This is a genomic window from Sphingopyxis sp. GW821-FHT12F08 (assembly GCF_058806755.1).
The window spans coordinates 63,976-86,857 of record NZ_JBXAQA010000001.1; the positions used below are offsets into that span (position 1 = coordinate 63,976).

General features: G+C 65.6%; 26 protein-coding genes. 16 read left to right on the plus strand and 10 right to left on the minus strand.

The features are described 5' to 3' along the window. The first annotated feature begins 376 nt into the window (after nt 1-376). Nucleotides 377-1,960 carry a Na+/H+ antiporter gene (locus AC1RNQ_RS00270; protein WP_493167976.1) on the plus strand — a complete coding sequence of 528 codons (1,584 nt, stop codon included), beginning with the start codon at nt 377-379 and terminating at the stop codon, nt 1,958-1,960. Nucleotides 1,961-2,130: 170 nt separating this feature from the next. Here AC1RNQ_RS00270 and AC1RNQ_RS00275 read toward each other — a convergent pair whose 3' ends face one another. Next, nucleotides 2,131-3,846, minus strand: coding sequence for a J domain-containing protein (locus tag AC1RNQ_RS00275; protein WP_493167977.1), 1,716 nt, complete (start codon nt 3,844-3,846; stop codon nt 2,131-2,133). Next, on the minus strand, nt 3,843-5,549 hold the full coding sequence (locus tag AC1RNQ_RS00280; RefSeq protein ID WP_493167979.1) for an Hsp70 family protein: 1,707 nt from the start codon (nt 5,547-5,549) through the stop codon (nt 3,843-3,845). The genes AC1RNQ_RS00275 and AC1RNQ_RS00280 overlap by 4 nt, the downstream gene beginning before the upstream one ends. 487 nt (nt 5,550-6,036) lie before the next feature. Between AC1RNQ_RS00280 and AC1RNQ_RS00285 the strand changes: the two genes are divergently transcribed. From AC1RNQ_RS00285 to AC1RNQ_RS00315, 7 genes are all read left to right on the plus strand, one after another. Then, complete coding sequence (locus AC1RNQ_RS00285) at nt 6,037-7,992, plus strand: ribonucleoside-diphosphate reductase subunit alpha (protein ID WP_493167980.1); 1,956 nt, start codon at nt 6,037-6,039, stop codon at nt 7,990-7,992. Nucleotides 7,993-8,053: 61 nt separating this feature from the next. Further along, the gene (locus AC1RNQ_RS00290; RefSeq protein WP_493169375.1) at nt 8,054-9,118 is read left to right on the plus strand and encodes a ribonucleotide-diphosphate reductase subunit beta; all 1,065 of its coding nucleotides are present in this window, start codon (nt 8,054-8,056) and stop codon (nt 9,116-9,118) included. Further along, nucleotides 9,118-9,672, plus strand: coding sequence for a hypothetical protein (locus AC1RNQ_RS00295; RefSeq protein ID WP_493167981.1), 555 nt, complete (start codon nt 9,118-9,120; stop codon nt 9,670-9,672). The genes AC1RNQ_RS00290 and AC1RNQ_RS00295 overlap by 1 nt, the downstream gene beginning before the upstream one ends. Beyond that, nucleotides 9,644-9,832 carry a hypothetical protein gene (locus AC1RNQ_RS00300; protein WP_493167982.1) on the plus strand — a complete coding sequence of 63 codons (189 nt, stop codon included), beginning with the start codon at nt 9,644-9,646 and terminating at the stop codon, nt 9,830-9,832. The genes AC1RNQ_RS00295 and AC1RNQ_RS00300 overlap by 29 nt, the downstream gene beginning before the upstream one ends. Before the next feature lie 52 nt (nt 9,833-9,884). Then, on the plus strand, nt 9,885-10,118 hold the full coding sequence (locus AC1RNQ_RS00305) for a hypothetical protein (protein ID WP_077032561.1): 234 nt from the start codon (nt 9,885-9,887) through the stop codon (nt 10,116-10,118). Between the two features lie 48 nt (nt 10,119-10,166). Then, nucleotides 10,167-11,891, plus strand: a complete 1,725-nt coding sequence (locus tag AC1RNQ_RS00310; protein WP_493167984.1) for an ATP-dependent nuclease — start codon at nt 10,167-10,169, stop codon at nt 11,889-11,891. 314 nt (nt 11,892-12,205) lie between these two features. Beyond that, nucleotides 12,206-12,919: a hypothetical protein gene (locus AC1RNQ_RS00315; protein WP_493167986.1), complete on the plus strand. Its 714-nt coding sequence runs from the start codon at nt 12,206-12,208 to the stop codon at nt 12,917-12,919. 74 nt (nt 12,920-12,993) lie between these two features. On the opposite strand, the gene AC1RNQ_RS00320 is transcribed toward AC1RNQ_RS00315, so the two are convergent. The 3 genes from AC1RNQ_RS00320 to AC1RNQ_RS00330 form a co-directional block, all read right to left on the minus strand. Further along, nucleotides 12,994-13,491, minus strand: a complete 498-nt coding sequence (locus tag AC1RNQ_RS00320; protein WP_493167987.1) for a hypothetical protein — start codon at nt 13,489-13,491, stop codon at nt 12,994-12,996. A gap of 84 nt (nt 13,492-13,575) precedes the next feature. Continuing rightward, nucleotides 13,576-13,998, minus strand: a complete 423-nt coding sequence (locus AC1RNQ_RS00325) for an ester cyclase (RefSeq protein ID WP_493167988.1) — start codon at nt 13,996-13,998, stop codon at nt 13,576-13,578. Nucleotides 13,999-14,013: 15 nt separating this feature from the next. Next, nucleotides 14,014-14,421, minus strand: a complete 408-nt coding sequence (locus AC1RNQ_RS00330; protein WP_493167989.1) for a nuclear transport factor 2 family protein — start codon at nt 14,419-14,421, stop codon at nt 14,014-14,016. A 155-nt stretch (nt 14,422-14,576) separates the two neighbouring features. On the opposite strand from AC1RNQ_RS00330, the gene AC1RNQ_RS00335 reads away from it, so the two are divergent. The 7 genes from AC1RNQ_RS00335 to AC1RNQ_RS00365 all read left to right on the plus strand — a co-directional run bounded on the left by AC1RNQ_RS00335 (nt 14,577) and on the right by AC1RNQ_RS00365 (nt 18,972). After that, nucleotides 14,577-15,206, plus strand: coding sequence for a hypothetical protein (locus tag AC1RNQ_RS00335; RefSeq protein ID WP_493167991.1), 630 nt, complete (start codon nt 14,577-14,579; stop codon nt 15,204-15,206). Between the two features lie 143 nt (nt 15,207-15,349). Continuing rightward, nucleotides 15,350-15,808, plus strand: coding sequence for a hypothetical protein (locus AC1RNQ_RS00340; RefSeq protein WP_493167993.1), 459 nt, complete (start codon nt 15,350-15,352; stop codon nt 15,806-15,808). Continuing rightward, entirely contained in the window at nt 15,783-16,595 is an 813-nt protein-coding gene (locus AC1RNQ_RS00345) for a hypothetical protein (protein WP_493167995.1), read from the plus strand. The genes AC1RNQ_RS00340 and AC1RNQ_RS00345 overlap by 26 nt, the downstream gene beginning before the upstream one ends. Nucleotides 16,596-16,761: 166 nt before the next feature. Beyond that, nucleotides 16,762-17,706: a hypothetical protein gene (locus AC1RNQ_RS00350; protein ID WP_493167996.1), complete on the plus strand. Its 945-nt coding sequence runs from the start codon at nt 16,762-16,764 to the stop codon at nt 17,704-17,706. After that, nucleotides 17,703-17,975 carry a hypothetical protein gene (locus AC1RNQ_RS00355; protein ID WP_493167998.1) on the plus strand — a complete coding sequence of 91 codons (273 nt, stop codon included), beginning with the start codon at nt 17,703-17,705 and terminating at the stop codon, nt 17,973-17,975. The genes AC1RNQ_RS00350 and AC1RNQ_RS00355 overlap by 4 nt, the downstream gene beginning before the upstream one ends. 96 nt (nt 17,976-18,071) lie before the next feature. Beyond that, a complete protein-coding gene (locus AC1RNQ_RS00360; protein WP_493168000.1) occupies nt 18,072-18,218 on the plus strand; it encodes a hypothetical protein in 147 nt (48 codons plus the stop codon). 121 nt (nt 18,219-18,339) lie between these two features. Continuing rightward, entirely contained in the window at nt 18,340-18,972 is a 633-nt protein-coding gene (locus AC1RNQ_RS00365; RefSeq protein ID WP_493168001.1) for a hypothetical protein, read from the plus strand. A gap of 119 nt (nt 18,973-19,091) precedes the next feature. On the opposite strand, the gene AC1RNQ_RS00370 is transcribed toward AC1RNQ_RS00365, so the two are convergent. Then, complete coding sequence (locus AC1RNQ_RS00370; protein WP_493168003.1) at nt 19,092-19,349, minus strand: DUF2171 domain-containing protein; 258 nt, start codon at nt 19,347-19,349, stop codon at nt 19,092-19,094. Nucleotides 19,350-19,417: 68 nt separating this feature from the next. Continuing rightward, nucleotides 19,418-20,143, minus strand: a complete 726-nt coding sequence (locus AC1RNQ_RS00375; protein WP_493168005.1) for a hypothetical protein — start codon at nt 20,141-20,143, stop codon at nt 19,418-19,420. A gap of 131 nt (nt 20,144-20,274) precedes the next feature. Between AC1RNQ_RS00375 and AC1RNQ_RS00380 the strand changes: the two genes are divergently transcribed. Then, a complete protein-coding gene (locus AC1RNQ_RS00380; RefSeq protein WP_493168006.1) occupies nt 20,275-20,946 on the plus strand; it encodes a hypothetical protein in 672 nt (223 codons plus the stop codon). A 151-nt stretch (nt 20,947-21,097) separates the two neighbouring features. Here the strand turns inward: AC1RNQ_RS00380 and AC1RNQ_RS00385 are convergent, their stop codons facing one another. From AC1RNQ_RS00385 to AC1RNQ_RS00395, 3 genes are all read right to left on the minus strand, one after another. Further along, nucleotides 21,098-21,676 (minus strand): thermonuclease family protein, encoded by a 579-nt coding sequence (locus tag AC1RNQ_RS00385; RefSeq protein ID WP_493168007.1) that lies wholly within the window; start codon nt 21,674-21,676, stop codon nt 21,098-21,100. A gap of 113 nt (nt 21,677-21,789) precedes the next feature. Then, the gene (locus AC1RNQ_RS00390) at nt 21,790-22,095 is read right to left on the minus strand and encodes a hypothetical protein (RefSeq protein WP_493168008.1); all 306 of its coding nucleotides are present in this window, start codon (nt 22,093-22,095) and stop codon (nt 21,790-21,792) included. 53 nt (nt 22,096-22,148) lie between these two features. After that, nucleotides 22,149-22,841 carry a DsbA family oxidoreductase gene (locus AC1RNQ_RS00395; protein ID WP_493168010.1) on the minus strand — a complete coding sequence of 231 codons (693 nt, stop codon included), beginning with the start codon at nt 22,839-22,841 and terminating at the stop codon, nt 22,149-22,151. Nucleotides 22,842-22,882 lie beyond the last annotated feature (41 nt).

Sequence of the window (22,882 nt, forward strand, 5' to 3'; positions counted from 1 at the left end):
ACCGATCCTCCCCCAACGGGGGTGGGGGATCACCCGAAGGGTGGTGGAGGGGCACAGGAGGTTTGCGCAGCGCCAAACCGACAAGCCGCTCGTTTCCGGGTACGAATCTGCAGCGCGCCACCTCACCGGCAAGGCAAACCGCCTGTGCCCCTCCACCAGCTTCGCTGGTCCCCCTCCCCGTTCCGGGGAGGATCGGCTACGCCCGCTCCCCACCCTCCAAGCCGGCACTACAGGCCCTAGCTTTGCAAAATACTTCACCCCCCTCCCCAAGCATTGATCGCCAGCCGAAACGACGCCAAGATGGCGGCGGCTTTGGGTGGCAAGGGGGTTCAGCATGACATCGTCGACCGGCATCTGGCGGCAGCGGAGCTGAGCCATGCACGCGGTCGAAGCCTTCGAACTCGTCCTCGCGCTGCTCGCGCTCGTCATCGCGCTCCACTGGCTCGCGCTCAAGCTGCGCTGGCCGCCCGCGACCGCCTTGCTGGTCGGCGGCGGCGGGCTCGCTTTCATCCCCGGGCTGCCGTCGATCACGCTCGACCCCGAGCTCGCGCTCGTGCTCTTCCTGCCGCCGCTGCTGATGGACGGCGCCTATTTCACCGCGCTCGGCCGCTTCCGCCGCCACCTGCCGGGCATCCTGTCGCTCGCGGTCGGCGCGGTGGTGTTCACCACGCTCGTCGTCGGCGTGGTCGCGCATATGATCCTGCCCTCGCTGCCCTGGGCGGCCTGCTTCGCGCTCGGCGCGATCGTCTCGCCCCCCGACGCGGTGTCCGCGCGCGCGGTGCTGAAGGGCGTCCACCTGCCGCGCCGGCTCGAGGCGCTGCTCGAGGGCGAAAGCCTGCTCAACGACGCGACCGGCCTGATCCTCTTCCGCTTCGCGGTCGCGGCGACGCTCAGCGGCGTGTTCCACACCGGCGAGGCGGTGCAGAGCTTCGCTTTCGTCGCGATCGGCGGCGTGGTCGTCGGCGCGGTGGTCGCCAAGGCGTGGATCTTCGCCGCCAAGCGGCTGAACGACCGCATGCTCGTCATGCTGATCACGATCCTCCTGTGCTGGGCCGCCTATATCGCGGGCGAAGCCGTTCACGTGTCGGGCGTCATCGCGACGGTCACCGCGGGGCTCGCGATGGGCTGGTACCAGCATGAGATCTTGTCCGCCGACGTGCGGCTGCGCGCCAATTCGGCCTGGTTCATCATGGTCTTCGTGCTCGAGGCGCTGGTGTTCATCCTGATCGGCTTTTCGCTGCGCGACGCGATCGAGCGGGTCGGCGGGATCGGGGCGATCCCGACGTCGTGGATCGTCATGATGGTCGCGGTCGTGCTCACCGTCACCGTGGCGCGCTTCGTCTGGATCTTCGCGTCGGAGGCGGTGCTCGAAATCGCAGGCAAGCTGGGCCTGAAACGCGCGCGGCCGCTCGGCTGGCGGCAGGCGACGGTGCTGAGCTGGGCGGGGATGCGCGGCGTGGTGACGCTGGCGGTGCCGCTGACGCTGCCCGTCGACATGCCCGGCCGCGACCTGATGCTGATCTGTGCCTTCGCGGTGATCTTCGTGACCGTCGTCGTGCAGGGGTCGAGCCTCGGCCTCCTCATCCATGCAGTCGCGCCGGTCGACGCCGACCCGCCCGCGCAGATGGCGCTGCCCGCCGCCGAGGGCGCGATGGCGCGCGCGCGGTCGGAAGTCGTCGAGCGGCTCGCCTATGACGAGGACGGGACGCTGATCCACCCGATGATGCTCGAGGAGCATAGGAAGCGCATGCGCTTCATGGAGCGCTACACCGCCGAGCCGGTGGCGGCGATGGACGGGCTGCGCTCGCATTTCGACGTGCTGCTGCAGGCGATCGCGGCGAGCCGCGCCGAGCTGATCCGCATTCACCGCGCCGGGCTGATCGAGGACGAGGTGCTCCACGAACTCGAACGCGACCTCGACATCGAGGAAATGGCGATGATGTTCCAGCGCGGCGAATAAGACATCTGTGGTTGCGGCTAAATCCCCCTCCCCGGCGGGGAGGGGTTGGGGGTGGGGGAGCGGGGCCGTCAGGCCGCGCGTCCGCGCTGGCGGGCGTACACCCCCACCCAACCCTCCCCCTCAAGGGGGAGGGCTCTTGCAGACAGCCTGATCGCTGCAACTTCATTCGATCACGCCTTGATGAACAGCCGGTCGGCCAGCCGCCGCACCACCAGCGCCATCGCGATCGTCAGCGGCATGATCGCCAGCCCCGCGACGAGCAGCACATAGGCGATCAGGAAGGGCGTCGACAGCGGGCGACGCCAGGCGTCGGCAGCGGCATCCTGCGCGAGCAGCGCGACGAGCGCTGCCGCGACCGCCAGCTCGCCCGGCTGGGCGGGCAGCGTGCGTACCGCGACCCACAATAGCCCCGCCGCGCCGGCAAGCAGCAGCGAACGTGCCCCGACCAGCAGCCAGCGCGGCGCGGCCTCCCACGTCTCGACCAGCCGCGGCCGCAGCCAGTGCGTCGCGAACAGCGCGAGCACGCCGGGCACCACCGCCTGCCGCCAGTCCATCCGCCCCGCGGGCGCCTCGGCCATCGCGTGCACCGCCAGCAGCAGCGCCGCGATCAGCGGATAGCGCGCCGCCGCGAGCCGCATCCAGAAACCGGTGTGGCCCCCGGCGCCCGGTTCGGCGCCGCATTCGTGGACGAGCAGCAGCGCGGCGACGATCAGCCCCGCGGTGGTCATCGGCGTCGCGGGCGCCATCAGCGCGATCGGCGGGATCGTCAGCAAAGCGAAATAGGCCGCGCCCTCCAGCGGGTCGAGCCGCGCGGGTCCCGACCGTCGCCGGCTTCTTTGCCGCTCGGCGCGCCGCACGAGCAGCCGCTCGACCAGCAGCAGGCCGCCCGCCGCGCCGGTCCACCACGCCCAGAAGACCGGGTCGGCGAGCGGCGCCTGCCGCGCGCGCCCCGCCATCGCCAGCGCGACGAGGAAGCCGGTGACCAGCGCGCCCCAGGGGATGCGGACATCGGACGCCTCCTCCCACGCCGTGACGATATCGGGGTCGAAACGATATTCGCCCTCGGGATGATGCTGGCGCATCGCGCCGAGGAACTCGCGCACGCGCCGCTTGCGCAGCCAGTCGCGCGCCCAGCTGCCCGTCGGAGGGGTCTCCAGATCCTTGAGGACCGTCCTGGTGTAACCCGAGGTACCGCTCTCGATCTTCTGGAACCAGTTTTCGGCGGCGGCGCGGCGGCCGACCTCGCCGATCGGCCAGCCGGTGCCGACCTGCTGCGCGCGCCGCATCCAGCCATAGTGCCAGCTCGCGAGCCGCAGCAGATACGCCGCGTCGACGCCGTGGTTCAGCACCAGATGCGCGAGGCGATGCTCGACATCCTCGGCGGCGTCGACCGTTTCGAGCGCGGGCTCGGCCCACAGCGCGCGCGTCGCGCGGTCGATCGCGCCCTCGCGCGCCTCGCCCTTCGCACGCAGCGCCGCCTCGATCTCGGCGAAGCGCGACGCGACGCGGTCGCGCGCCTCGGCCCACGGGTTCGGCCGCTCGGGCGGCGGCACCAGCGGCGCGGTGACCGCCGCCCCGCCTCCCGCGCCTCCAACCTCGCCGAGCGCCCATTCGTCGGCGTCCATGGGCCCGCTTACCTCGGCCTCGGCCGCTTCGTCCGGATCCTCGTCCTCGTCGTCCCAATCCTCGACATCGGCGTCCTCGCGTCCGATCCAGCGCGCCTCATTCTGCGCTCGTTCGAATTGCTGCCGCAGCGCGATGAACTTCGCAGGCTCGGCCTCGACGTCGATCGCCTTCAGCTTCTTCGCATAGGCGCGCTTGATTTCGCGCTCGTCGGCGGTGGGATCGATGCCGAGGCTGCTCCACGGCGGCCGGCGGCGGCTCACAGAAACTGCTCTCCGTCCATGCCGTCGATCGCCTTGTCGAGCTCGCTGCGCGCGGTCTCGATCGCGCGCGGGTCCTGTCCGGCGAGCACGCTTTCGAACTGAGCGATCCATTCGCCGACGACCTGCCGCTCGTACCCCAGCCGGTTCTCGAACAGCTGGTTCGCGCGCGCCAAGGTCGCGGCGTTGGCGGCCTCGTCGCGCGGGTGGATTTTCATCGCCTCCAGCGCCTTGCGCCGCTTCGCGAAATCGGCGTCGCTCTCGCGGTCCTCTTCGTCGCGGATCACCAGCTGGCGCCGCGTGCCGGTGCCCGGCACCTCGACGTCGACCTCAAGCAATCCCGACACGTCATAGGTGAAGCGCACGTCGATCCCGATATGCCCGCGATGGTCGCGCGGCAGCGGCACGTCAAGCTGCCCCAGCTTGACGTTCTGCGCGACGAAGCGCGATTCGCCCTGATAGATGCCGAAGGTCACGCTCTGCTGCGCGGCGTCGAGCGGCGAATAGACCTCGCTGCGGCTCGCCGGAATCACCGTGTTGCGCTCGATGATCGGCGAGAAGAGCCCTGTGGTGATCTTGCCGGTCGCGTCGCGGTGCCCGGTGTCGACCCCCAGGGTGAAGGGGCAGACGTCGGTCAGGCGGATCTCCTTCAGCGCCGCGTCGCGGCTCTTCAGCCCCGCCTGCACCGCGGCGCCCAGCGCGATCGCATGGTCGGGGTTGATCTGGGCATTGGGAAAGCGCCCGAACATCCGCGTCACCGCGCGGCGCACCAGCGGCATCCGCGTCGCGCCGCCGACCATCACGATTTCGGACAGTCCCTCGGCGCGGACGTTGCCGTCGCGCAGCGCGCGCAGCACCGGGTCGCGCAGCCGGTCGATCAGCGGCTGCGCGCGTGCCTCGAAATCCTCGCCGGTCACCTCGCATTCAAAGGCCTCGCCCTTCCACACGATCTGGAACGGCGCGCGGTCGGCGTCGCTCAGCGCCCGGCGCGTGCGCTCGGCGGCGGCGCGCAGCACCTCGTCGAGCATCGCCGCCTCGCCCGCCTTGGCCTTCAGCGCGTCGCCCAGCGCGTCCTTCGCCAGCGCGACGATCGCGGCGTTGAAATCCTCGCCGCCCAGCCGGTTGTCGCCCGCCGAGGCGCGGACCTCGATCACCCCGTCGAAAATCTCGACCAGCGAGACGTCGAAGGTCCCGCCGCCGAGGTCGAACACCAGGAACGGCCGCTCCTCCTCGAGCTCGTGGATGCCATAGGCGAGCGCCGCCGCGGTCGGCTCGTTGATCAGCCGCTCGACATCGAGCCCGGCAAGCTCGCCCGCGCGCCGCGTCGCCTTGCGCTGGCGGTCGTTGAAGTAAGCGGGGACAGTGACGATCGCACCGGTGACCTTCTCGCCCAGAAACGCCTCGGCGTCGGCCTTCAGCGACTGCAGCACCATCGCCGACAATTCCTCGGGCCGGTAACGCCGCCTGCCGAGCCGCGCTTCCTCGACCGTGCCCATCCGCCGCTTGAAGATCGTCGCGGTCGCCTCGGGGTGCGTCGCCTGTCGCTCGCGCGCCGCGAGGCCGACGAGCAAGGCGCCGTCGTCGCCGACGCTCACCGCCGAGGGGGTCAGCAGGTCGCCGAGCGCGTTGGGAATCAGCACCGGCGCCCCGTCCTGCCACACCGCGACGGCGCTGTTCGTCGTGCCGAGATCGATCCCCACCAGCATAAGTCTTTGTCCCCCAAGGCGCTTGTCCGCGCAGCACCGGTTAGAGGGTGGCGCGGCGGTTGAAAAGCGGCTCGCACCACATCTTGTGCCGGGCGGAAAAAATTTTGGGCGCGGCGCGTCGGCTTGCCGATCGGCGAACGCGGCGGAAAGCCGCCACTTCACCCCGTGAGGCGTGCCCGGCGAGCGACGAAACGAATCGGAATAGCGACGAACCGAGTCGTCAATCTGTCATTTACCGTCTTGCGTCTCTCCGCCGACGTGGCACTATAGATGGTGGGTCGACCGAGGGGGCACCCCAATAATTAGTATTTGGCCGAAAGTGGCGGATTTCCGCCGCCCATCCCATATGGGCGGAGGAAAGAGCCTCCTGCGCCCAAAAAAGATGCCCTTGGACGTCGATAAAATGCTAAGACTGGGACTTCGTCCTGAGTCGAACAAGACAGGAACAAAACGCGCCGCGTGCGCGTTGAATCGGGGGCGAATGAGCATGGATTTTCGGGAAACGGACCGGGTGGAGACGAGCGACGTGGCGACGATGGAATTAGCGAAGAACGAGGCTCCGGTGGCAACCGAATCGACCGGCGAATCGAAGGGTGATTCGGCGCCCGCGGCCGCCAAGCTCAACGACGGCGGCGAGGCGAAGGTCCACGCGCGCCGCTTCGCCATCCAGACCGTGCGTGACCGCGACGCGCTCCTCACCGACTTCGGCAAGGAAACGCTCGAGGACCGCTACCTGCTGCCCGGCGAATCCTATCAGGACCTCTTCGCGCGCGTCGCCGACGCCTATGCCGACGACCAGGATCACGCCCAGCGGCTCTACGACTATATCTCGAAGCTGTGGTTCATGCCCGCGACTCCGGTGCTCTCGAACGGCGGCACCGGCCGCGGCCTGCCGATCAGCTGCTATCTGAACTCGGTCGACGACAGCCTCGAGGGCATCGTCGGCACATGGAACGAGAATGTCTGGCTCGCCAGCCGCGGCGGCGGCATCGGCACTTACTGGGGCGCGGTGCGCGGCATCGGCGAACCCGTCGGCCTCAACGGCAAGACCAGCGGCATCATCCCCTTCGTCCGCGTGATGGACAGCCTGACCCTCGCGATTTCGCAGGGCAGCCTCCGCCGCGGTTCGGCCGCCTGCTACCTCGACGTCTCGCACCCCGAGATCGAGGAGTTCCTCGAGGTCCGCAAACCCTCGGGCGACTTCAACCGCAAGGCATTGAACCTCCACCACGGCGTGCTGATCACCGACGAGTTCATGGAGGCCGTCCGCGACGGCAGTGAATTCAACCTGCGCAGCCCCAAGGACAACAGCGTCCGCGGCACCGTCGACGCGCGCGGCCTGTTCCAGAAGCTCGTCGAAACGCGCCTCGCGACCGGCGAGCCCTACATCATCTTCATCGACCAGGTGAACCGCATGATGCCCAAGCATCATCGCGACCTGGGGCTGAAGGTCACCACCTCGAACCTCTGCTCGGAAATCACCCTCCCCACCGGCCGCGACCATCTCGGCAACGATCGCACCGCGGTCTGCTGCCTCTCGTCGCTCAATCTCGAAACCTGGGACGAGTGGAACGGCGACAAGCTGTTCATCGAGGATGTCATGCGCATGCTCGACAATGTCCTGCAGGACTATATCGACCGCGCCCCGCCCGAAATGGCGCGCGCCAAATATAGCGCCAGCCGCGAACGCTCGGTCGGCCTCGGCGTCATGGGCTTCCACAGCTTCCTCCAGGCGCGCGGCCTGCCGTTTGAGGGCGCGATGGCGAAATCGTCGAACCTGCGCGTCTTCAAGCATATCCGCGCGCAGGTCGACCAGGCGTCGATGCTGCTCGCCAACGAGCGCGGCCCCTGCCCCGACGCCGCCGACCAGGGCGTGATGGAGCGCTTCAGCTGCAAGATGGCGATCGCGCCGACCGCGTCGATTTCGATCATCTGCGGCGGCACCAGCGCGTGCATCGAGCCGATCCCGGCGAACATCTACACGCACAAGACGCTCTCGGGCAGCTTCTCGATCCGCAACCCGCACCTCGAGGCTTTGCTCGTCGACAAGGCGAAGAACAGCGACGCGATCTGGAACTCGATCCTCGAACGCGGCGGCAGCGTCCAGCACCTCGACTTCCTGACCCAGGACGAAAAGGACTGTTTCAAGACCAGCTTCGAGATCGACCAGCGCTGGCTCCTCGAACTCGCCGCCGATCGCACGCCGTACATCGACCAGGCGGCGTCGCTGAACCTGTTCATCCCCGCCGACGTCGAGAAGTGGGATCTGCTCATGCTCCACTATCGCGCGTGGGAACTCGGCATCAAGTCGCTCTATTATCTGCGGTCCAAGTCGGTGCAGCGCGCCGGCTTCGCGGGCGGGGTCGAGGCCGACAACACCGCCGAAGCCCCGGTGTACGAGCTGCAGACCACCGATTATGACGAATGTCTGGCCTGTCAGTAATGCATAAAACCCCTCTCCCCTTGTGGGAGAGGGAATGAAGTTCGAACGCAAGGATAGACTGATGCCGCTGCTAGAATCCCGCAAGACCTACAAGCCCTTCGAATATCCCTGGGCGTTCGATTTCTGGAAACGCCAGCAGCAGATCCACTGGGTGCCCGAGGAAGTGCCGCTGGGCGAGGATTGCCGCGACTGGGCGCAGAAGATTTCGGACCATGAACGCAACCTGCTGACGCAGATCTTCCGCTTCTTCACCCAGGCCGACATCGAGGTGCAGGATTGCTACCACGAAAAATACGGCCGCGTGTTCAAGCCGACCGAGATCAAGATGATGCTGACCGCGTTCAGCAACATGGAGACCGTGCACATCGCGGCGTACAGCCACCTGCTCGACACCATCGGCATGCCCGAGAGCGAGTACGGCATGTTCCTCGAATATGACGAGATGCGCGCCAAGCACGACTATATGGGCACCTTCGGGGTCGAGAATGACGAGGATATCGCGCGCACCCTCGCGATGTTCGGCGGCTTCACCGAGGGGCTCCAGCTCTTCGCCAGCTTCGCGATGCTGATGAACTTCCCGCGCTTCAACAAGATGAAGGGCATGGGCCAGATCGTCAGCTGGTCGATCCGCGACGAGAGCCTGCACTGCGAGGGCATCATCAAGCTGTTCCACACCTTCACCAAGGAACGCGGCTGCCTGACCAAGGCGGTGAAGGAAGACATCATCGACACCTGCCAGAAGACGGTGCGGCTCGAGGATGCGTTCATCGACCTCGCCTTCGAACAGGGCCCCGTCCCCGGCATGACGCCCAAGGAGATCAAGCGCTACATCCGCTACATCGCCGACTGGCGTTTGGGGCAGCTCGGCTTCCAACCGATCTACATGATCGACGAACACCCCCTCCCCTGGCTCGCCCCGCTGCTCAACGGCGTCGAGCACGCGAACTTCTTCGAAACCCGCGCGACCGAGTACAGCAAGGGCGCGACCCGCGGCGACTGGAACACCGTCTGGTCAAGCTTCGACAACCGCAAGAAGGCCAAGGCCAACGACGACGGCGCGCCGGTGACCGACCCCGACAGCGACGGCGAGGACATGTTCGCCAAGGCGGGGATCGCCGCCGAATAATGACCTCGCCCTATCGCCCCGAGTTCGAAGCGGCCTTGCGCCTCTTCGCTCGGGTCAGCGAGGCGATGGTCGCGCGCGGCCTCTCGCGCCCGGTGCTGGTCGGCGGCGCGGCGGTCGAGCTCTATTCGGTCAGTGCGATCAGCACCGGCGATTTCGATATCGCAACGCCGAGCCAGGACGAGTTCGAGGCCGAGCTTCGCACGCATGGTTTCGTCCGGCCATCGGGTCGGGGTGTCGCGACGCGCGGCTGGGTCCATCCGGACCTCGGGCTGGGGTTCGAGGTCGTCACCTCGACCTTGCTCAGCGGGCTTGCCGACCCGGGCCGGGTCCGATTGATCGAGGTCGGCGACGCCGGCCGGATCGCTCTTCTCGCGGTCGAAGACATCATCGCCGACCGCATGGGCCAATACGCATCGGGCACCGCGAACGACATGCTCGCGCAGGCGCAGGCGCTATTCCAGCTATATCCCGATGCCGACATGACCTATATGAACAGGCGGATCAAAGAGGAAAGCTGCGGCGACTATGACGTCGAAACGCTCCGTGAAGGATAGCCAGCAGGCCGTGTCGCTCGATGATTTCGGGCGCGATGCGCTGCGCCGCCGCGCCGCGCTCGGCCCAACCTTTGTGATCCCTCGCAATAGCGGCCAGAACCGTACCGCCAGCAAGAAGGCGCTGCTCAAAGCCATCACCGCAGCCGGCGGCAAATGGTGACCTTCACCGACCAGCAGCACCACAATCTCATAACAGAAGCATAAGGACCGGCATGACCGACAAGAAACCCAAGCTCAAACTGCTGGTCCTCAGCCAGCCCCAGCGCGCGACCCTCGAAGGCATTTCGAACCGTCGCCCCCAACTCCCCAGCGATCCCGTGCGCGACGAACTCGCCGCCCTCGGCCTCGTCGCGCAGCAAGGCGCGAAATGGACGCTGACTCCGACGGGCAAGAAGGTGCTCGCGGCGGGGTCGAATAGACGGAATTCTGGAGGGTTTTCGGTTTGAGTTGCAATAAGCTATGCTCGCGAGAGTAGCGATTATTACGGGGTAAGAATGCTCTACGGCTTTGGAATTTCCAATTTTCGGAACTTCGGCGCGACAACTCAGTTGCTAGCCCCTCTAAAGCGCGTAAACATAATAATCGGATCAAATAACTCAGGAAAATCAAATATACTTCGATATATTAAGAAAATTGTTTTACCAGCAATCGAAAACTCTGGGAAACGATCTCCGAAACTATCAGTATCAGACCGCCCCCTAGCGGGTAAGGAAATATCACATTTCCCAATTTATGTTCCCTTTGATCCAAATAAGTTTTCAAAAAACGGGGCTATACCCGAAAATTGGTACAACGCCCTGCAGGAAGCAGACGTTCTCGACGAAGATCGTAGCCTTCTTAAGCTGATCGTTTCGCTTTCAGCGGATACGGGAAATCGTCAATACCCTGTTGGCCCGCCACCCTTGGGGGCTAAATCGAGACAGGCGTTTCAACAAATCTGGACCGCCCTTACGAATTCTGGATCGGGTAGCTATGAGCAGCATTGGTGGCCTGAGACAATGGTGCGCCTTGTTAGATTTATTGACCAAAACCAAGCGAGCTACTTCATACCGTCCTTTAGGCAAATACCTACAAGGATGGAGGAGTTCTATGATGAATATTCCAAAGACAGCGGCGATTCTCACGTGATCGAGAAGCTCGCGGAAATAGCGTATCCCACTTATCGAAAGATGGATGACAAAAACAGATTTGACAACTTAAGAAAATTTATTGGAGAAATTATAGGTGATGATTCAATAGAAATCCAAATACCAAATGATAGAAGTACGATAAATGTAAAGATAGATGGAAAGTTTCTTCCAATAGAGATGATGGGATCCGGTATACACGAGATAGTCATACTGGCATCCGAAATTCTTGTAAGACCAAATGACATAATTCTTTTGGAAGAACCGGAGGTTCATCTTCATCCGACTCTTCAAAGGCGCTTTATGCGCTTTATAATGGAATATACTGAAAATCAGATATTCATAACAACACACTCTGCGTCAATAATAGATACCCAAGAAGCGAATATTTTTGGTGTCAGACACGAAAACGGAGAAGCAATAGTCGAGAACCTTATAAGTTCTCAATCTAAGTTTATTGCTTGTAGGAACATTGGGTGCAAATCAAGTGATTTGCTTCAATCTAATTGTATAATATGGGTGGAAGGACCATCTGATAGAATATACATAAACCATTGGATAAAAACTAGTGATATCTCTCTCAGAGAAGGAGAGCATTATTCGATCATGTTCTACGGAGGAAAGCTTCTTAGTCGATTGACAGCAGACGAAACTTCCGTGGAAGACTTGATAAAAATACTTCCAATCTCTAGGAAGCCAGCGATTCTTATCGACAGCGACATTTCAGCACCTAGCCAGAGTATCAGAGAAACCAAAGTGAGGGTAAGAGATGAGATGGAAAAAATTGATGGCTATTGCTGGATAACTCATGGGCGAGAAATAGAAAATTACTATTCTAATTCGGATCGTGACGCAGCGATACGCAAGACGCATCCCAGTGCTAACGTGACATCGGCGGGAGGAAATCGTTATAGTAAGCCGATTAACTATTGGATTGGCGCAAAAGAAGATAAGAATGAAAGAACGGCTGATAAGATCAAAATAGCGGAATATCTTACATATAATCAATGCTCTATAGATAGCAATTTATACAATGAACACAGAGATCGCGTGTTGGCGCTTGTCGATTTTATCAAACAAGCGAATCACTGAAATCATCCTTAATTCACCCTAACGCCACCTGGCACCCCGCGCATGCCCGTGGCGGCGAACATCACGCTGCCCTTTACCGCCTCCGCCGAGCCTTCGGATTACGGTGACAGGTGCAACAATCCCCAATCGACCCAACAGCGATGGATGCCGAAGCAAGCCCACGCGTAACGAAAAAGCGGTAGCACTTCTTATCTTCACGCCTTCGCGTGAACCCCGAGTCCCGCCCCACTCCAACACTCCACCAAATCCTATTTCGCACATCGCGTGCAAAAAACTTCTTTCCTAAATTATTCCGCTATGGTCCAAACTGGCAGATGAGCCACATAGCACCGATCCCCTCGCCCGATCCCGCCGCCGACACCGCGCTCGACGCGCATGGTCACGACCCCGCCGCCTATGACTGGGTGCCGGTGCTGAAGAAGCGGCGCAAGGACGGCTGGTCGCCCGACAAGCAGCGCGCCTTCATCGAGGCGCTGGCCGACAGCGGGTCGGTCGTCACCGCGGCACAATGCGTCGGCATGTCCGAATCCTCCGCCTATCGCCTGCGCCGCTCGCCCGGCGCCGAGGCGTTCGACCGCGCCTGGTCCGCGGCGATCGATGCGGCGTCGAAGAAATTGCTCGACGCCGCCTTCGAACGCGCGCTGGTCGGCACCGACGAGCCGGTGTTCGACCGCGAGGGCCGCCGCGTCGGCCGCCGCCTGCGCCAGAGCGACCGCTTGCTGATGTTCCTGCTGCGCGCCTATGGCCCCGACCGTTTCCGCGACGCCGCGGCCCGCCGGACCGACCCCGCCCCCGCGTCGGTGCCCACCGCCATCCCGGTGGCCGAGGCGCTGATCCACCTCCACCCCGCACCGCCCGCCGCGCCCGAGGCATTGATGGCCCCCGACGATCTCGCGGTGGCGCTGGAGGTGGCCGACCTGTGCGACGGCGAACTGCCGCCCTGGTATCGCGACGCCCCGGCCGAGCTCGTCCCGCCGCCCGGGGGTCCGCTGGCCCCCTGGGACCGCGACGAGGCTGAACTTTCCTGAACTTTGGCCAAAGGGCAGCGCCAATGGGCTGAACTTTGCTGAACTTTGGCCCGCGACGGGACCGGCGCCCGCGCTCAGTTCACCCTGACCCCGCTCGGCACCCCGCGCATCCCCGCCGCCGCGAACATCACCCCGCCCTTCACCGCCTCGACCGAGCCTTCGAGCAGCGGCAGTTTCACCAGTTCGCGCGTCACTTCGCTGTCGTCGTCGACCACCAGCCGCAGCGTCTCCAGCCCCACCCCGCTCCGCGCGACCACCACGCCCTGCACCAGCGCCAGCGGCCAGCGCGCGCTGCCACCGCGGTAGAGCATCGACCCGTCGTGGCGCACATAGGCATTGCGCCAGCGCCACAGACGCCGGAAATACACGAACCCCAGCACCGCACCCGCCATCAGCGCGGTCATCGCCGCATCGCCGAAGACGATGCTCCGCACCACCTCGCCCGCCGTGTCGCCGCGCGCCTGCGCGATTGCCAGCGCCGCGAGCACCAGCGCGCACAGCAATTGCCCCGCCGCCAGCGGCTTCGATTTCAGCCGCGCGATCACTATAATCTGCCGGTTCGCCTGTCTCATCACCGCCTAGATAGGCACGCCCGCGCCGCCGCGCCAGACGGTGTGCGCAAAGCGAAACGCCCGATGCCCGATGTCCGCGGCGGCTCAGCCGATCTTTTCGCCGCGCATGCAGCGCGCGAAACTATCCTCGGGCATCAGGCCGAGCTGCTCGAAAAATTCGAGGAATTCGAAATGATTCTCGCACGCCGCGATCTTGCCGCCGGCAAAGCGGAAGAACATGCTGCCCTCGATTTCGGCCCGCCGCCCGGTCGCGCGGCCGGTCGCCGAAAAGGTCGCGGCCGCCGCCATCCGGTCGCCCTGCTCGATCCGCTCGCGCACCACCAGCCTTGTGTCGGACACCAGCGCACACATCGCGTCGTGAAAGGCACGATATTCGGCCGGTCCCAGCACATCCTTGCCCATCCCGCTCGCCGCGCCGCCGCCGACGAACAGATCGTCGATCGCCTCGCCGTCCTGCTGCGCCCAGACGCGCTCGCACCATGCCTCCACGATATCACTGTTGGTCATTGCCCCCTCCGCTCGCTAGCCACCCATCCGCGCCGCCAGGTCCGCCGTGTCGGCGAACTCGCGTAGCGACGCGATGCGCCCATCGGGACCGACGTGCCAGATCCCGCAGATCAGCGCTTCATAGCTGTCCGCGGCGCCCGGCGACGCGGCGCTGACGCGCATCAGCACCGCCGCGCGCCCCTCCTCGACGATCGCTTCGAGCCGTTCGTGCGCGCGAAAATCGATCAGGTCGATCAGCTGCCCGATCGCCGTCGCGGCATCGCTTCGTCCCGCCGGAAAACCCGGCATGTCCGCCGCCCCATCCCATATCACCTCATAGGTCGCACCGGGCGCGAAGCGCCGCGCCACCTCCGCCTTGTCGCCCCGCGCCCGCGCCGCAACCAGCCCGTCGACCGCCGCCAGCACCGCATCCCGATCCATCATCGCCGTTCCCCCATCCCGGCCGGACTCGCGCCGACCCGAGTGGGAGCATGACGGCATGACGCCATACGATATTGGACCGCGACGCCATAAAGGGGCCGGCGCCGCCCCCTTCCGGCCGCGCCGGCAATAGCCCTGTCCTTGGGAGCGAAGGCGCCATGACCCATCCGCACGGCCTGTCGATCCACCGCACCGCGACCGCGCTCGCCGCGCTGGCGCTGTCCGCCTGCGCAACGACGACGCCGCAATCGCCGCTCGCCAACCTCCCCCACCCCCTGCCTCGCGCTGCAATGGGAGCCCACCACCGAACAATCGGCGCGCTTCGTCGAGGAGGCACCCGTCGCCTTCAGCGCCTATATGGTCCGCGCCGAGACCGGCAGCGACCCGAGCATCGCCTTCGCCCCGCCCCCGGCCGGCGCAGTTGGTCGTACGACGGCAAGGCGCCCACGACCGACCTTTCCGCCGTCCGCGACCCCTGGGCCGCAGAGGTCGACAAGCTCGAGCCGCAGCGCCTCCGCCTCGGCGGGATCAAGACGCGCGGGCGCGGGCTGTGGCGCGCCTTTCGCGCCGACGGCATCTTCCTCGGCACCTATGATGCGATGTTCGCCGACACGCCGGGCGGCTTCGCGCTCGCCGCGCTCACCCTGTGGGAACCCGGCAGCGAGGTGCGGATGGAGCCGCCCAACGCCTTCTGCCACACCCCAGGCGACGATGACAAATGGGCCGGGATCGCGGACGAGCCCGAACCCGAGGCGCCGCGGGGCCGCCGCGGCCGCGATGCCGACTGACCGCCGCGGGCGGATAAAGACCCTTGCCCGATCTCGTACCGCCGCTACTTTGACTTTCAACTAATCGATTCTCGTTGGGGTGGGGGAGAAAGTCGATGGCAAGACGATATGGCATATTCGCGGCCACGATGCTTTGCGCAGCCATGCCGGGTTCGGCGGTTTCGCCGGGCAGCGAGGTGCAGGCGCAGTCGGGATGCAATCGCTGCAACATCGTCGACGAAGGGCTGTGGAACAACAATCTCGTCGGCCAGACGGTCTATTTCTACAGCCGTCGCAACGGTAATTTCACGCCCCTCGTCATCACCGCGGTCTTCTACGAAGGGCCGTACAAGGTCGTGAACTGGCGCAACGCACGGACCGGCGACAGCGGCAAGGACCTCGCCGAAAATTACTACAGCTATCGGTCGATGAACCAGATCGCGAGCGGCTCGACCCCGCCCGCCTGGACCACCGACGAGCAGAATGAACGCGCCGCGCTGCTTTCGGTCTGTGCAGTGGCGGAGTCCGAGGACGCGGACTTCATGTCGCGCGCGCTTGCTTACAACTCCTGCTGCAACAGCAGCGCCGCCAAGAAATATGGCACGCCAGCGGGTGCCTGCTGAGGTTGATCCGGAACCACGCGGCGGCGCGCGCTGGCTCGCCGCGGCCCTCGCCGCAGCCACGCTCGCCTGCCCCGCCCCCGCCGCCGCGCAGGCGATCGCCCCCGTCCCCACCGCGCTGCGCGCCGACTATGGCATCGCGCACGGCTTCTACGCCAAATATGTCGACGCCGGCGGCGTGCCCATACTCGGCTCGAAGCGCGTCTCCGACGCCGCGCTGCTCAAGGCCCGCGCCAATGTGCTGAGCCTGACCCCCGAGCGCCCTGCCGGCGTCGCCGCGGCGCTCCGCGCCCAGCGCGTGCGCGTCGTCATCCTCGCGCGCGGCGAAAGCGTGCGCGCGATCCCCGAATATGCCGCCGCCTTCCCCGACCGTTCGCGCGACCGCGCCTATTGGGGCGGCTTCGGCGCGACCCCCGGCTTGCCGATCGTTGCGGGGACCGAGGCCAATCTGCTCGACAACCGTAATGAAGAGAATATCTTCGTCCACGAATTCGCGCACAGCGTCGCCGAAATGGCGCTCGCCGCCGATCCCGGCTTCGCGAACGCCTGGGCGGCCGCCTGGGAGCATGCACGCAAGGCCGGGCTGTGGGCGAAAACCTATGCCGGCAGCCACCACCACGAATATTGGGCCGAGGGGGTGCAAAGCTATTTCGGGGTCAACCGCGAGGGCCCGCCGGGCGGCGACGGCGTCCACAATGCGTGCAACAGCCGCACCGAACTCGCCGCTTGCGACCCGCAACTCTTCGCGCTGATCGACGCCGTCTACGCCGGGCGGATGCTCGAAAACTGACGCGCGGGGCGCGTGGACAAATGAATTGCAAAAAATATTGTCCAGGATTAGCCTCTGCGGTCTGGGGCGTTCGAATAAAAACAGAAAATCAAGCGAATCTGGAAATCCGGCAGCTTGTCGCGGCCGGGCAAGGACTTGGTGCGCGACCGAATATTTGGGGGGGATCATGCGTTCAGCCTTTCGGCCTTTTCTTGGCCTGGCCTGTCTGCCACTGGCGGCGTGCGCGGCGATCGACGGCGTGCCGCAACCGGTGATGACCGTCCAGCAGACCAATGCCATGGTCGCGAAATATCGGCCGGACGAGGCCATCAACGCCATGGGCAACATCGCCGCGTCCGACGTCGGCGCGCGCAACACCTATCGCAACCGCGTGATCGCCGCCTATCTCTTCGCGATCGACGCGCGCTATTTCGAATTCCAGCGCGACCTGTCGCGCACCGGCAAATCGACGCACCTCGGCTTCGACGCGCTCTCGCTCGCGCTGACCGGCGCGGGGTCGATCTTCGACAAGGCGGCGAGCGAGCTTGCGGCCATCGCCACCGCAACGGGCGGCGCGCGCGCCTCGCTCGACCGCGAGTTGTTCGCCGATAAGACGCTGCCGATCCTGATCTCGCTGATGGACAGCCGCCGGCTGAAGGTGCGCGCCGACATCGTGCGCGGCATGTCGCAGCCCGAGGGCGGCTATACGCTCGAAGAGGGTTTTGCCGACCTGATGCGCTACGAGGCGGCGGGGACGATCGACGGCGCGCTCTCCGACGCCGCCAAGGCCGCGGGCAAGGCCGCGGACGAGGCCGAATATGACTTCAGCCAGGCAAAGGATTTTTGCGTCGTGGACGCGGGTACCGACGGCAGCCGCCGGGCGCTGATGATCGAGCTCGAAAAATTCGAACGCGACGCGCAGGCCGACGCAAATGTCGCGGTCGCGAAGCGCAAGTCGATCCAGGACGCCGCAAAGGCCCTGGGAATCGAAGCGCCGAATCCGCCGACGGATGAGAAAAGCGCGCTCGACATGCTCGCGCTCGTCCGCAACCAACTCCAACTTCAGTGCAACAGCAGTGCGGTCGATGCCTTCCGCGCCAAGTTGAAAGCCGCGGGAGTACCTTTGTCATGAGCGATACCATCGTGCTGCTTCACGGCACCACCCTGTCCGGCATCGCGGGCGAGGCGCACCAGTATGAACTGGGGCGCACGCTCGAGGATCTCGAGACCAATGCGGGCAAGAACTACGGCATCTACGACGATCCGACCTTCACCCCCGAGGGCGATATCGTGATCCTGCCCTTCCCCTCGGTCGGCCCCGCGGGCAGCACCAAGATCTGCGACGGGCGGCTGACGATCGACGGCGACATCCTGAAGGTCAGCGCCTACCGGCTGGCCTGACCGCGACGCAGCTGCGGCAAGGCGCGGCGCGGGTCCGGCGAACCGACTCCCGCCGCCGCACAGCCATGCTATGATCGCGATGAAAGGAGAAAGCCGATGCAGGCCGTAACCGAAGGCGACCGCCGCAAGGAAATCCGCGTGCTTCTGGACCGGATCCAGGCGCACCCCGGGCGCGACTGGAGCGACGCGCGCCGCCGCCTCGCGACGCTGACCAGGCTCGTCGCCGCGCCCAGGGGACGATGATCCCCACCGCTCTCCACGCTTCGCCGCACGAACCGGTTAATGCGATTGACCGCGGGCGCAATTCCTGATTGGCACCGTTGATATACGGGCAGGGGGCCCGTTCATTGGGGGGTTGCCTTTCATGAAATCGAATCCGCTTGCGGGCGCCATTGCGCTCGGCGCCCTCGGGCCAGCGGTCGAGCGGACGGATCAGCAGCCCGGGAAGCAGCAGCAGCGCGGCGCCAAGCCAGGCAAGCCTTCCTCCTATGGGCACCAGCCGGGATCGCAGCAGTACCCCGCGCGCCGCCGCGAAGAAGGCCACGGCCAACAGCGCCTGCACGCCCGCGAGCAGCAGCGATCCGCCGAACGCGCCGGCGGCATTTCCCGCCTGCCGTGCCTCGGCGGCCATCCACGCGAGCGTTCCGGCGCTCAGCAATTCGCTGACCAGGCCGCTGTAGCCGAGGTTGACGAGGATCGACGCGCCCGCGAGCCCGAGCAGCAGCATCGCCCAGCTGCGCGGCAGCCAGATGAGCGCGGCGACAAATCCCGCCGCCTGCGCCGCGAGCACGGCGAAGGCGCTGGCGGCGTTCGCCGGGTCGCGCGCCGCGAGGCGATAAACGACGTCGTGGGTCAGTTGGTGGCGGTTGGCGAGCGCATAGCCGCAGGCGAACAGCAGCAACCCGGTAGCAATCCACCGGATGCCGCCCCGCATGCCGCGCGCAGCCTGATCCTTTCCCGTCCCCATGACCGCGCCGATTTAGGGCAAAGGCATTGAAAAATCGCAAAAAGCCGATCGCGCCCGCCGCTCCAACAAAAACGGCCCGCCCCGCACCGGGCGGGACGGGCCAGTTTTGTGCGCAGCGCCGGATTGCGCCGCCGCCGTCTGTCGTTCGCTTATTCGGCTTCCTCGAACAGGTCGACGGCATTGGCGGCGTTCGCCGACAGGCGGACGGTGTCGCCCTCGACCGCGGCGACGAGGCCGGCGGGCAGATAATGATGCTTGCCGCCCTGCCCGTCCTCGGTCGACGGGCTGTCGGCTTTGGTCAGCTTGATCCGCTCGCCGTCGAGATGGTCGACGGTGCCGACATGGATGCCGTCGGCGCCGACGACATTCATATGTTCCTTGATCGCGCTATGGTCATGCTCTGCCATGAGGGTTCTCCTGCGGGCCCCGATCGGGCTACCCGAGGATAACACCCCATGGCAAAAATGGCTGCGCGCTATTTGGTCGCCTTGCCGCCAAACACCTTCTTCTCGACATATTCGGCGAAGTCCTTGGCATAGGCGTCGCGCAGCTCGGTCTTGGCGGCATCGATCGTCTCGGGCGTCTTGGGCGGGAAATGCTCGAGCGGGTTCTTGACCTGGCCCGTCGCGGTCTTCTTCGCCTTTCCGCTCGCCGGGAACTCGCGATAAATCCAGCCGGTGAACAGGTTGCTGCCGTACATCATCGCCTTGTGATAGAAGATGTGCGTGGTGATCAGCTCGGCATAGCAGGGGTTGGTCGATCCCGACAAACGCTCTCCCGCCTTGATCTTGGCGTTCATCGCCTTGACCTTGGCCTTCAGCTCGGGGTTGTTCTTCAGATCCTCGTTGAACGGCGTCGGTTCCTCGAGGACCACGCGATAAGTCTCGGGCAGTTTCAGCATCGCGCGGTAATTCATCCGGTCGAGCTCGGCCATCTGGACGTCGGGGCCCAGATAGTCGCGCATCAGGTCCTTCACCGTCGCGACCTTGCCCTTGTGCGCCTCCATGTCGGCGACGGCGCCGATCGGCCCGAAACCCGACAGCAGCCCGATATTGATGCCCAGATAATTGTGGGTCGGCCAGACATGCAGTTCGCACGTCTGTTCGGCGGCGGCAGGCGCCGCGTCATCCTGCGCCGATGCGGGCGCCGCCGTGGGCCAGAAAAACGCGCACGCGGCCACCAGATATTTGATTCGTTTCATGAAATGCTCCCCCATATATCCACCGGGAAACAGCAAAGTTCGGCGCCGCCGACAAGCCGAAAAATCGCGCCGCGGACGCGGCCGGCCGCACCGCGCTTTCCACGCCGTCCGCCGCGCGCTAGCGTCGCGCGATGCGCCGCTTCTTCGCCCCCGCCGCTTTCGCCGCCGCCGCGCTCCTCGCCGCGCCGCCCGCCGCCGCCTGTTCGCCGGTTCCCGGTTACCGCGTGCCGACCAATATGGAACTCGTCGAGCAGGCCGATCTGATCCTGCTCGCGACGGTGAGCCCGGGCGATTTCGAGCCCGACAGCACCCCGACGCAGCAGGTCGCGATCACCCCCGTCGCCGCGCTCAAGGGGCAGCTGCCCGACGCACCGCTCGCCTTGTCGGCGATGATCGCGACCCAGGCCGAGGCGCTGCTCAGCAACCCCTATGAACTCAACGAAGCGCATCCGCAGAGCTACGCGGGAGCGTGCACCCGCTATGCTTTCCCGAACGGGTCGCGCGTCCTGTTCTTTCTGAGCCGCGAGGACGGTTTCTGGCGCGAGGCCGGCGGCCCGTTCAGCCGCTGGGCCGAGGATGTCCTGACCGACGACGCCCCTTGGCTGACGCTGGTGCGCTTCTATGTCGAGGTCGCGGCGCTGCCCGGCAGCGAACGCGCCGCCGCGCTCATCGCAAAGCGCGCCGAATATGGCGCAAAGGGTGACGATCCGGTCGCACAGCTGATCGCGCAAGACATCGGCCGCCAGCTTGCTGGGCCGAACAAGCCGCTGCGCGGGGAATTGCCTGAGGTTGAGGACGATTAGGCGCACAGTATATAGGCTGACTCCGCCCACAAATCCGTTCGTGCTGAGCTTGTCGAAGCACCGTTCTTCCTTTGACGCTCAGGAAGAGCGGCCCTTCGACAAGCTCAGGGCGAACGGGTGATTGGAACTTTGCGCGGGATCATCCGGCCGATCAGCACCACGGCCGCCTTTTGCCTTCCCACGGCCGTGCCAGCCCCTCGTCGATCAGCACCTCGCCGACGCTCGTCCCGCCGCGCGTGACCACGCGCAGCTTGCGACCGTAACGGTCGGTGTCGCGCCCCGCGCTTTCCATGCTGAAGGCGCCGGCGTTCATCCACGCCCGAAGCCGCGCGGTCGCGGCATTGCCGAGCCGCGCTTCCTCGGCGCAGCGTGCGGGATGCGTCTCGGGCGTGTCGATGTCGGCGATGCGGTATTTCTCGCCCCCGAACCAGAAGGTGTCGCCGTCGACGACGCAATCGGTCCCGCCGCCGCTGTGGCATAGATCGAAACGCGCCGACAGTCGGTCGGCAGGCGCCGCGGCGCCGGCGGCGCCCGACAGCATGGCCATGGCGCGGGCCGGCGCGCCGTCGAGCGCGGCGGGCGGCGCCTGCAGCGCCGCGAGCGTCGCCACAAAGCCCAGCGCCATGACCGGAGTGACGAAGCGGATCGCGCCGACACCGCCGCGCGATCGCGCGGGCCTGCGGAGCCGCCGCTGGCGGCGATGGGTGGACAGGAAGTCGGGGCCGGCCATGCGCCGATCCTGCCATCACGGGCTTAGTAAAATCTCAACGCGCCCGCTCCGCTATGGCGGCGACCGGGTACAAGACTGGACCGCCGCGGCGCCATAGGGGACCTAAGCGCGCGTCAGGGCGCGCCGCGCGGCTCGTCGTCTTCGATCCCGGCTTCGCCCAGCTCGCCATCCTCGTCGTCGTCGCTGCGCTCGCCGCGATACGCATCCATGTCGATGCGGCCCGACCGCTCCATCTGGCGCATATGGTCGACCAGGTCCTGCGCGTCGTCGTCCTCGCCGCGCGACGGCGCCTTGTCGCTGTCGCGGAGCCGCGGCTCGCGCCGCGCCGCCTCGGCGACGCTCTGCGCCTGCGCCTCTTCGTCCTCCTGCTCGCGGTTCACCGTTTCGGGAGCGTCATTGTCGCGGGGGTCTTCGATCATGGCCATTCCTTTCGTGGATGGCCGATCAACGCGCCCCGCGGGGCGAGCGTTCCTCAGGCCGCTTCGGCCAGTATCTTGCGCTCGATCACGCGGATGAACACCTCGGAATCCTGCGCGCCGGGGATCAGCATCCGTCCGCCGAGGATGAAGGCGGGCACGCCGGTGATATTCTGGTCGGCCCAATAGGCTTCCTCGGTCCGCACCATCTCGCCGAATTCGTCGCCGGCGAGGATCGCTTCGGCGCGCGCGCGGTCGAGCCCCACCGATGCCGCAACGTCCGCCAGCACGACATGGTCGCTCACGTCGCGATTGTCGGTGAAATGTGCGCCGAACAGCGCGAGCTTGAGCGCGGTCTGCACCCCCGTCGCCCCGGCTTGGTCGGGTTCCTCAAGCGCCCCCGCCCAGTTCAGCAGCCGGTGCGCGTCGAAACTGTTGCGCATGCGAAAATCGGGCCCGCGGTTGAAGGCGAAGCCGAGCTCGGCCGCCACCCCCGCCATCTTGCCGCTATTGGTGCGGCTCTGTTCCGCCGTGATGCCATATTTGCGCATCACATGCGCGGCGGCATCCTCGCCCTCGGGCGGCATATCGGGGTTGAGCTCGAACGGATGCCATTGCACCCGGAAATCGAGCCGCCCGGCGAAATGCGCCATCACCTTTTCGAACTTGAGCCAGCCGATGATGCACCAGGGGCACATCACGTCGGACACGATATCGACGCTGAGACGCGGCGGCGGGATTTGGGTCATCGCGGGGCCTTTCCTTGGCCCAGCCTAGTCCGCGTGCTGTC

Bases quoted from the DNA above. Each gene is read 5' to 3' on its own strand.
- AC1RNQ_RS00270 (WP_493167976.1), top strand. From the start codon at position 377: ATGCACGCGGTCGAAGCCTTCGAACTCGTCCTCGCGCTGCTCGCGCTC.
- AC1RNQ_RS00280 (WP_493167979.1), bottom strand. From the start codon at position 5,549: ATGCTGGTGGGGATCGATCTCGGCACGACGAACAGCGCCGTCGCGGTG.
- AC1RNQ_RS00285 (WP_493167980.1), top strand. From the start codon at position 6,037: ATGGATTTTCGGGAAACGGACCGGGTGGAGACGAGCGACGTGGCGACG.
- AC1RNQ_RS00290 (WP_493169375.1), top strand. From the start codon at position 8,054: ATGCCGCTGCTAGAATCCCGCAAGACCTACAAGCCCTTCGAATATCCC.
- AC1RNQ_RS00295 (WP_493167981.1), top strand. From the start codon at position 9,118: ATGACCTCGCCCTATCGCCCCGAGTTCGAAGCGGCCTTGCGCCTCTTC.
- AC1RNQ_RS00300 (WP_493167982.1), top strand. From the start codon at position 9,644: ATGACGTCGAAACGCTCCGTGAAGGATAGCCAGCAGGCCGTGTCGCTC.
- AC1RNQ_RS00305 (WP_077032561.1), top strand. From the start codon at position 9,885: ATGACCGACAAGAAACCCAAGCTCAAACTGCTGGTCCTCAGCCAGCCC.
- AC1RNQ_RS00310 (WP_493167984.1), top strand. From the start codon at position 10,167: ATGCTCTACGGCTTTGGAATTTCCAATTTTCGGAACTTCGGCGCGACA.
- AC1RNQ_RS00315 (WP_493167986.1), top strand. From the start codon at position 12,206: ATGAGCCACATAGCACCGATCCCCTCGCCCGATCCCGCCGCCGACACC.
- AC1RNQ_RS00320 (WP_493167987.1), bottom strand. From the start codon at position 13,491: ATGAGACAGGCGAACCGGCAGATTATAGTGATCGCGCGGCTGAAATCG.
- AC1RNQ_RS00325 (WP_493167988.1), bottom strand. From the start codon at position 13,998: ATGACCAACAGTGATATCGTGGAGGCATGGTGCGAGCGCGTCTGGGCG.
- AC1RNQ_RS00330 (WP_493167989.1), bottom strand. From the start codon at position 14,421: ATGATGGATCGGGATGCGGTGCTGGCGGCGGTCGACGGGCTGGTTGCG.
- AC1RNQ_RS00335 (WP_493167991.1), top strand. From the start codon at position 14,577: ATGACCCATCCGCACGGCCTGTCGATCCACCGCACCGCGACCGCGCTC.
- AC1RNQ_RS00340 (WP_493167993.1), top strand. From the start codon at position 15,350: ATGCCGGGTTCGGCGGTTTCGCCGGGCAGCGAGGTGCAGGCGCAGTCG.
- AC1RNQ_RS00345 (WP_493167995.1), top strand. From the start codon at position 15,783: ATGGCACGCCAGCGGGTGCCTGCTGAGGTTGATCCGGAACCACGCGGC.
- AC1RNQ_RS00350 (WP_493167996.1), top strand. From the start codon at position 16,762: ATGCGTTCAGCCTTTCGGCCTTTTCTTGGCCTGGCCTGTCTGCCACTG.
- AC1RNQ_RS00355 (WP_493167998.1), top strand. From the start codon at position 17,703: ATGAGCGATACCATCGTGCTGCTTCACGGCACCACCCTGTCCGGCATC.
- AC1RNQ_RS00360 (WP_493168000.1), top strand. From the start codon at position 18,072: ATGCAGGCCGTAACCGAAGGCGACCGCCGCAAGGAAATCCGCGTGCTT.
- AC1RNQ_RS00365 (WP_493168001.1), top strand. From the start codon at position 18,340: ATGAAATCGAATCCGCTTGCGGGCGCCATTGCGCTCGGCGCCCTCGGG.
- AC1RNQ_RS00370 (WP_493168003.1), bottom strand. From the start codon at position 19,349: ATGGCAGAGCATGACCATAGCGCGATCAAGGAACATATGAATGTCGTC.
- AC1RNQ_RS00375 (WP_493168005.1), bottom strand. From the start codon at position 20,143: ATGAAACGAATCAAATATCTGGTGGCCGCGTGCGCGTTTTTCTGGCCC.
- AC1RNQ_RS00380 (WP_493168006.1), top strand. From the start codon at position 20,275: ATGCGCCGCTTCTTCGCCCCCGCCGCTTTCGCCGCCGCCGCGCTCCTC.
- AC1RNQ_RS00385 (WP_493168007.1), bottom strand. From the start codon at position 21,676: ATGGCCGGCCCCGACTTCCTGTCCACCCATCGCCGCCAGCGGCGGCTC.
- AC1RNQ_RS00390 (WP_493168008.1), bottom strand. From the start codon at position 22,095: ATGATCGAAGACCCCCGCGACAATGACGCTCCCGAAACGGTGAACCGC.
- AC1RNQ_RS00395 (WP_493168010.1), bottom strand. From the start codon at position 22,841: ATGACCCAAATCCCGCCGCCGCGTCTCAGCGTCGATATCGTGTCCGAC.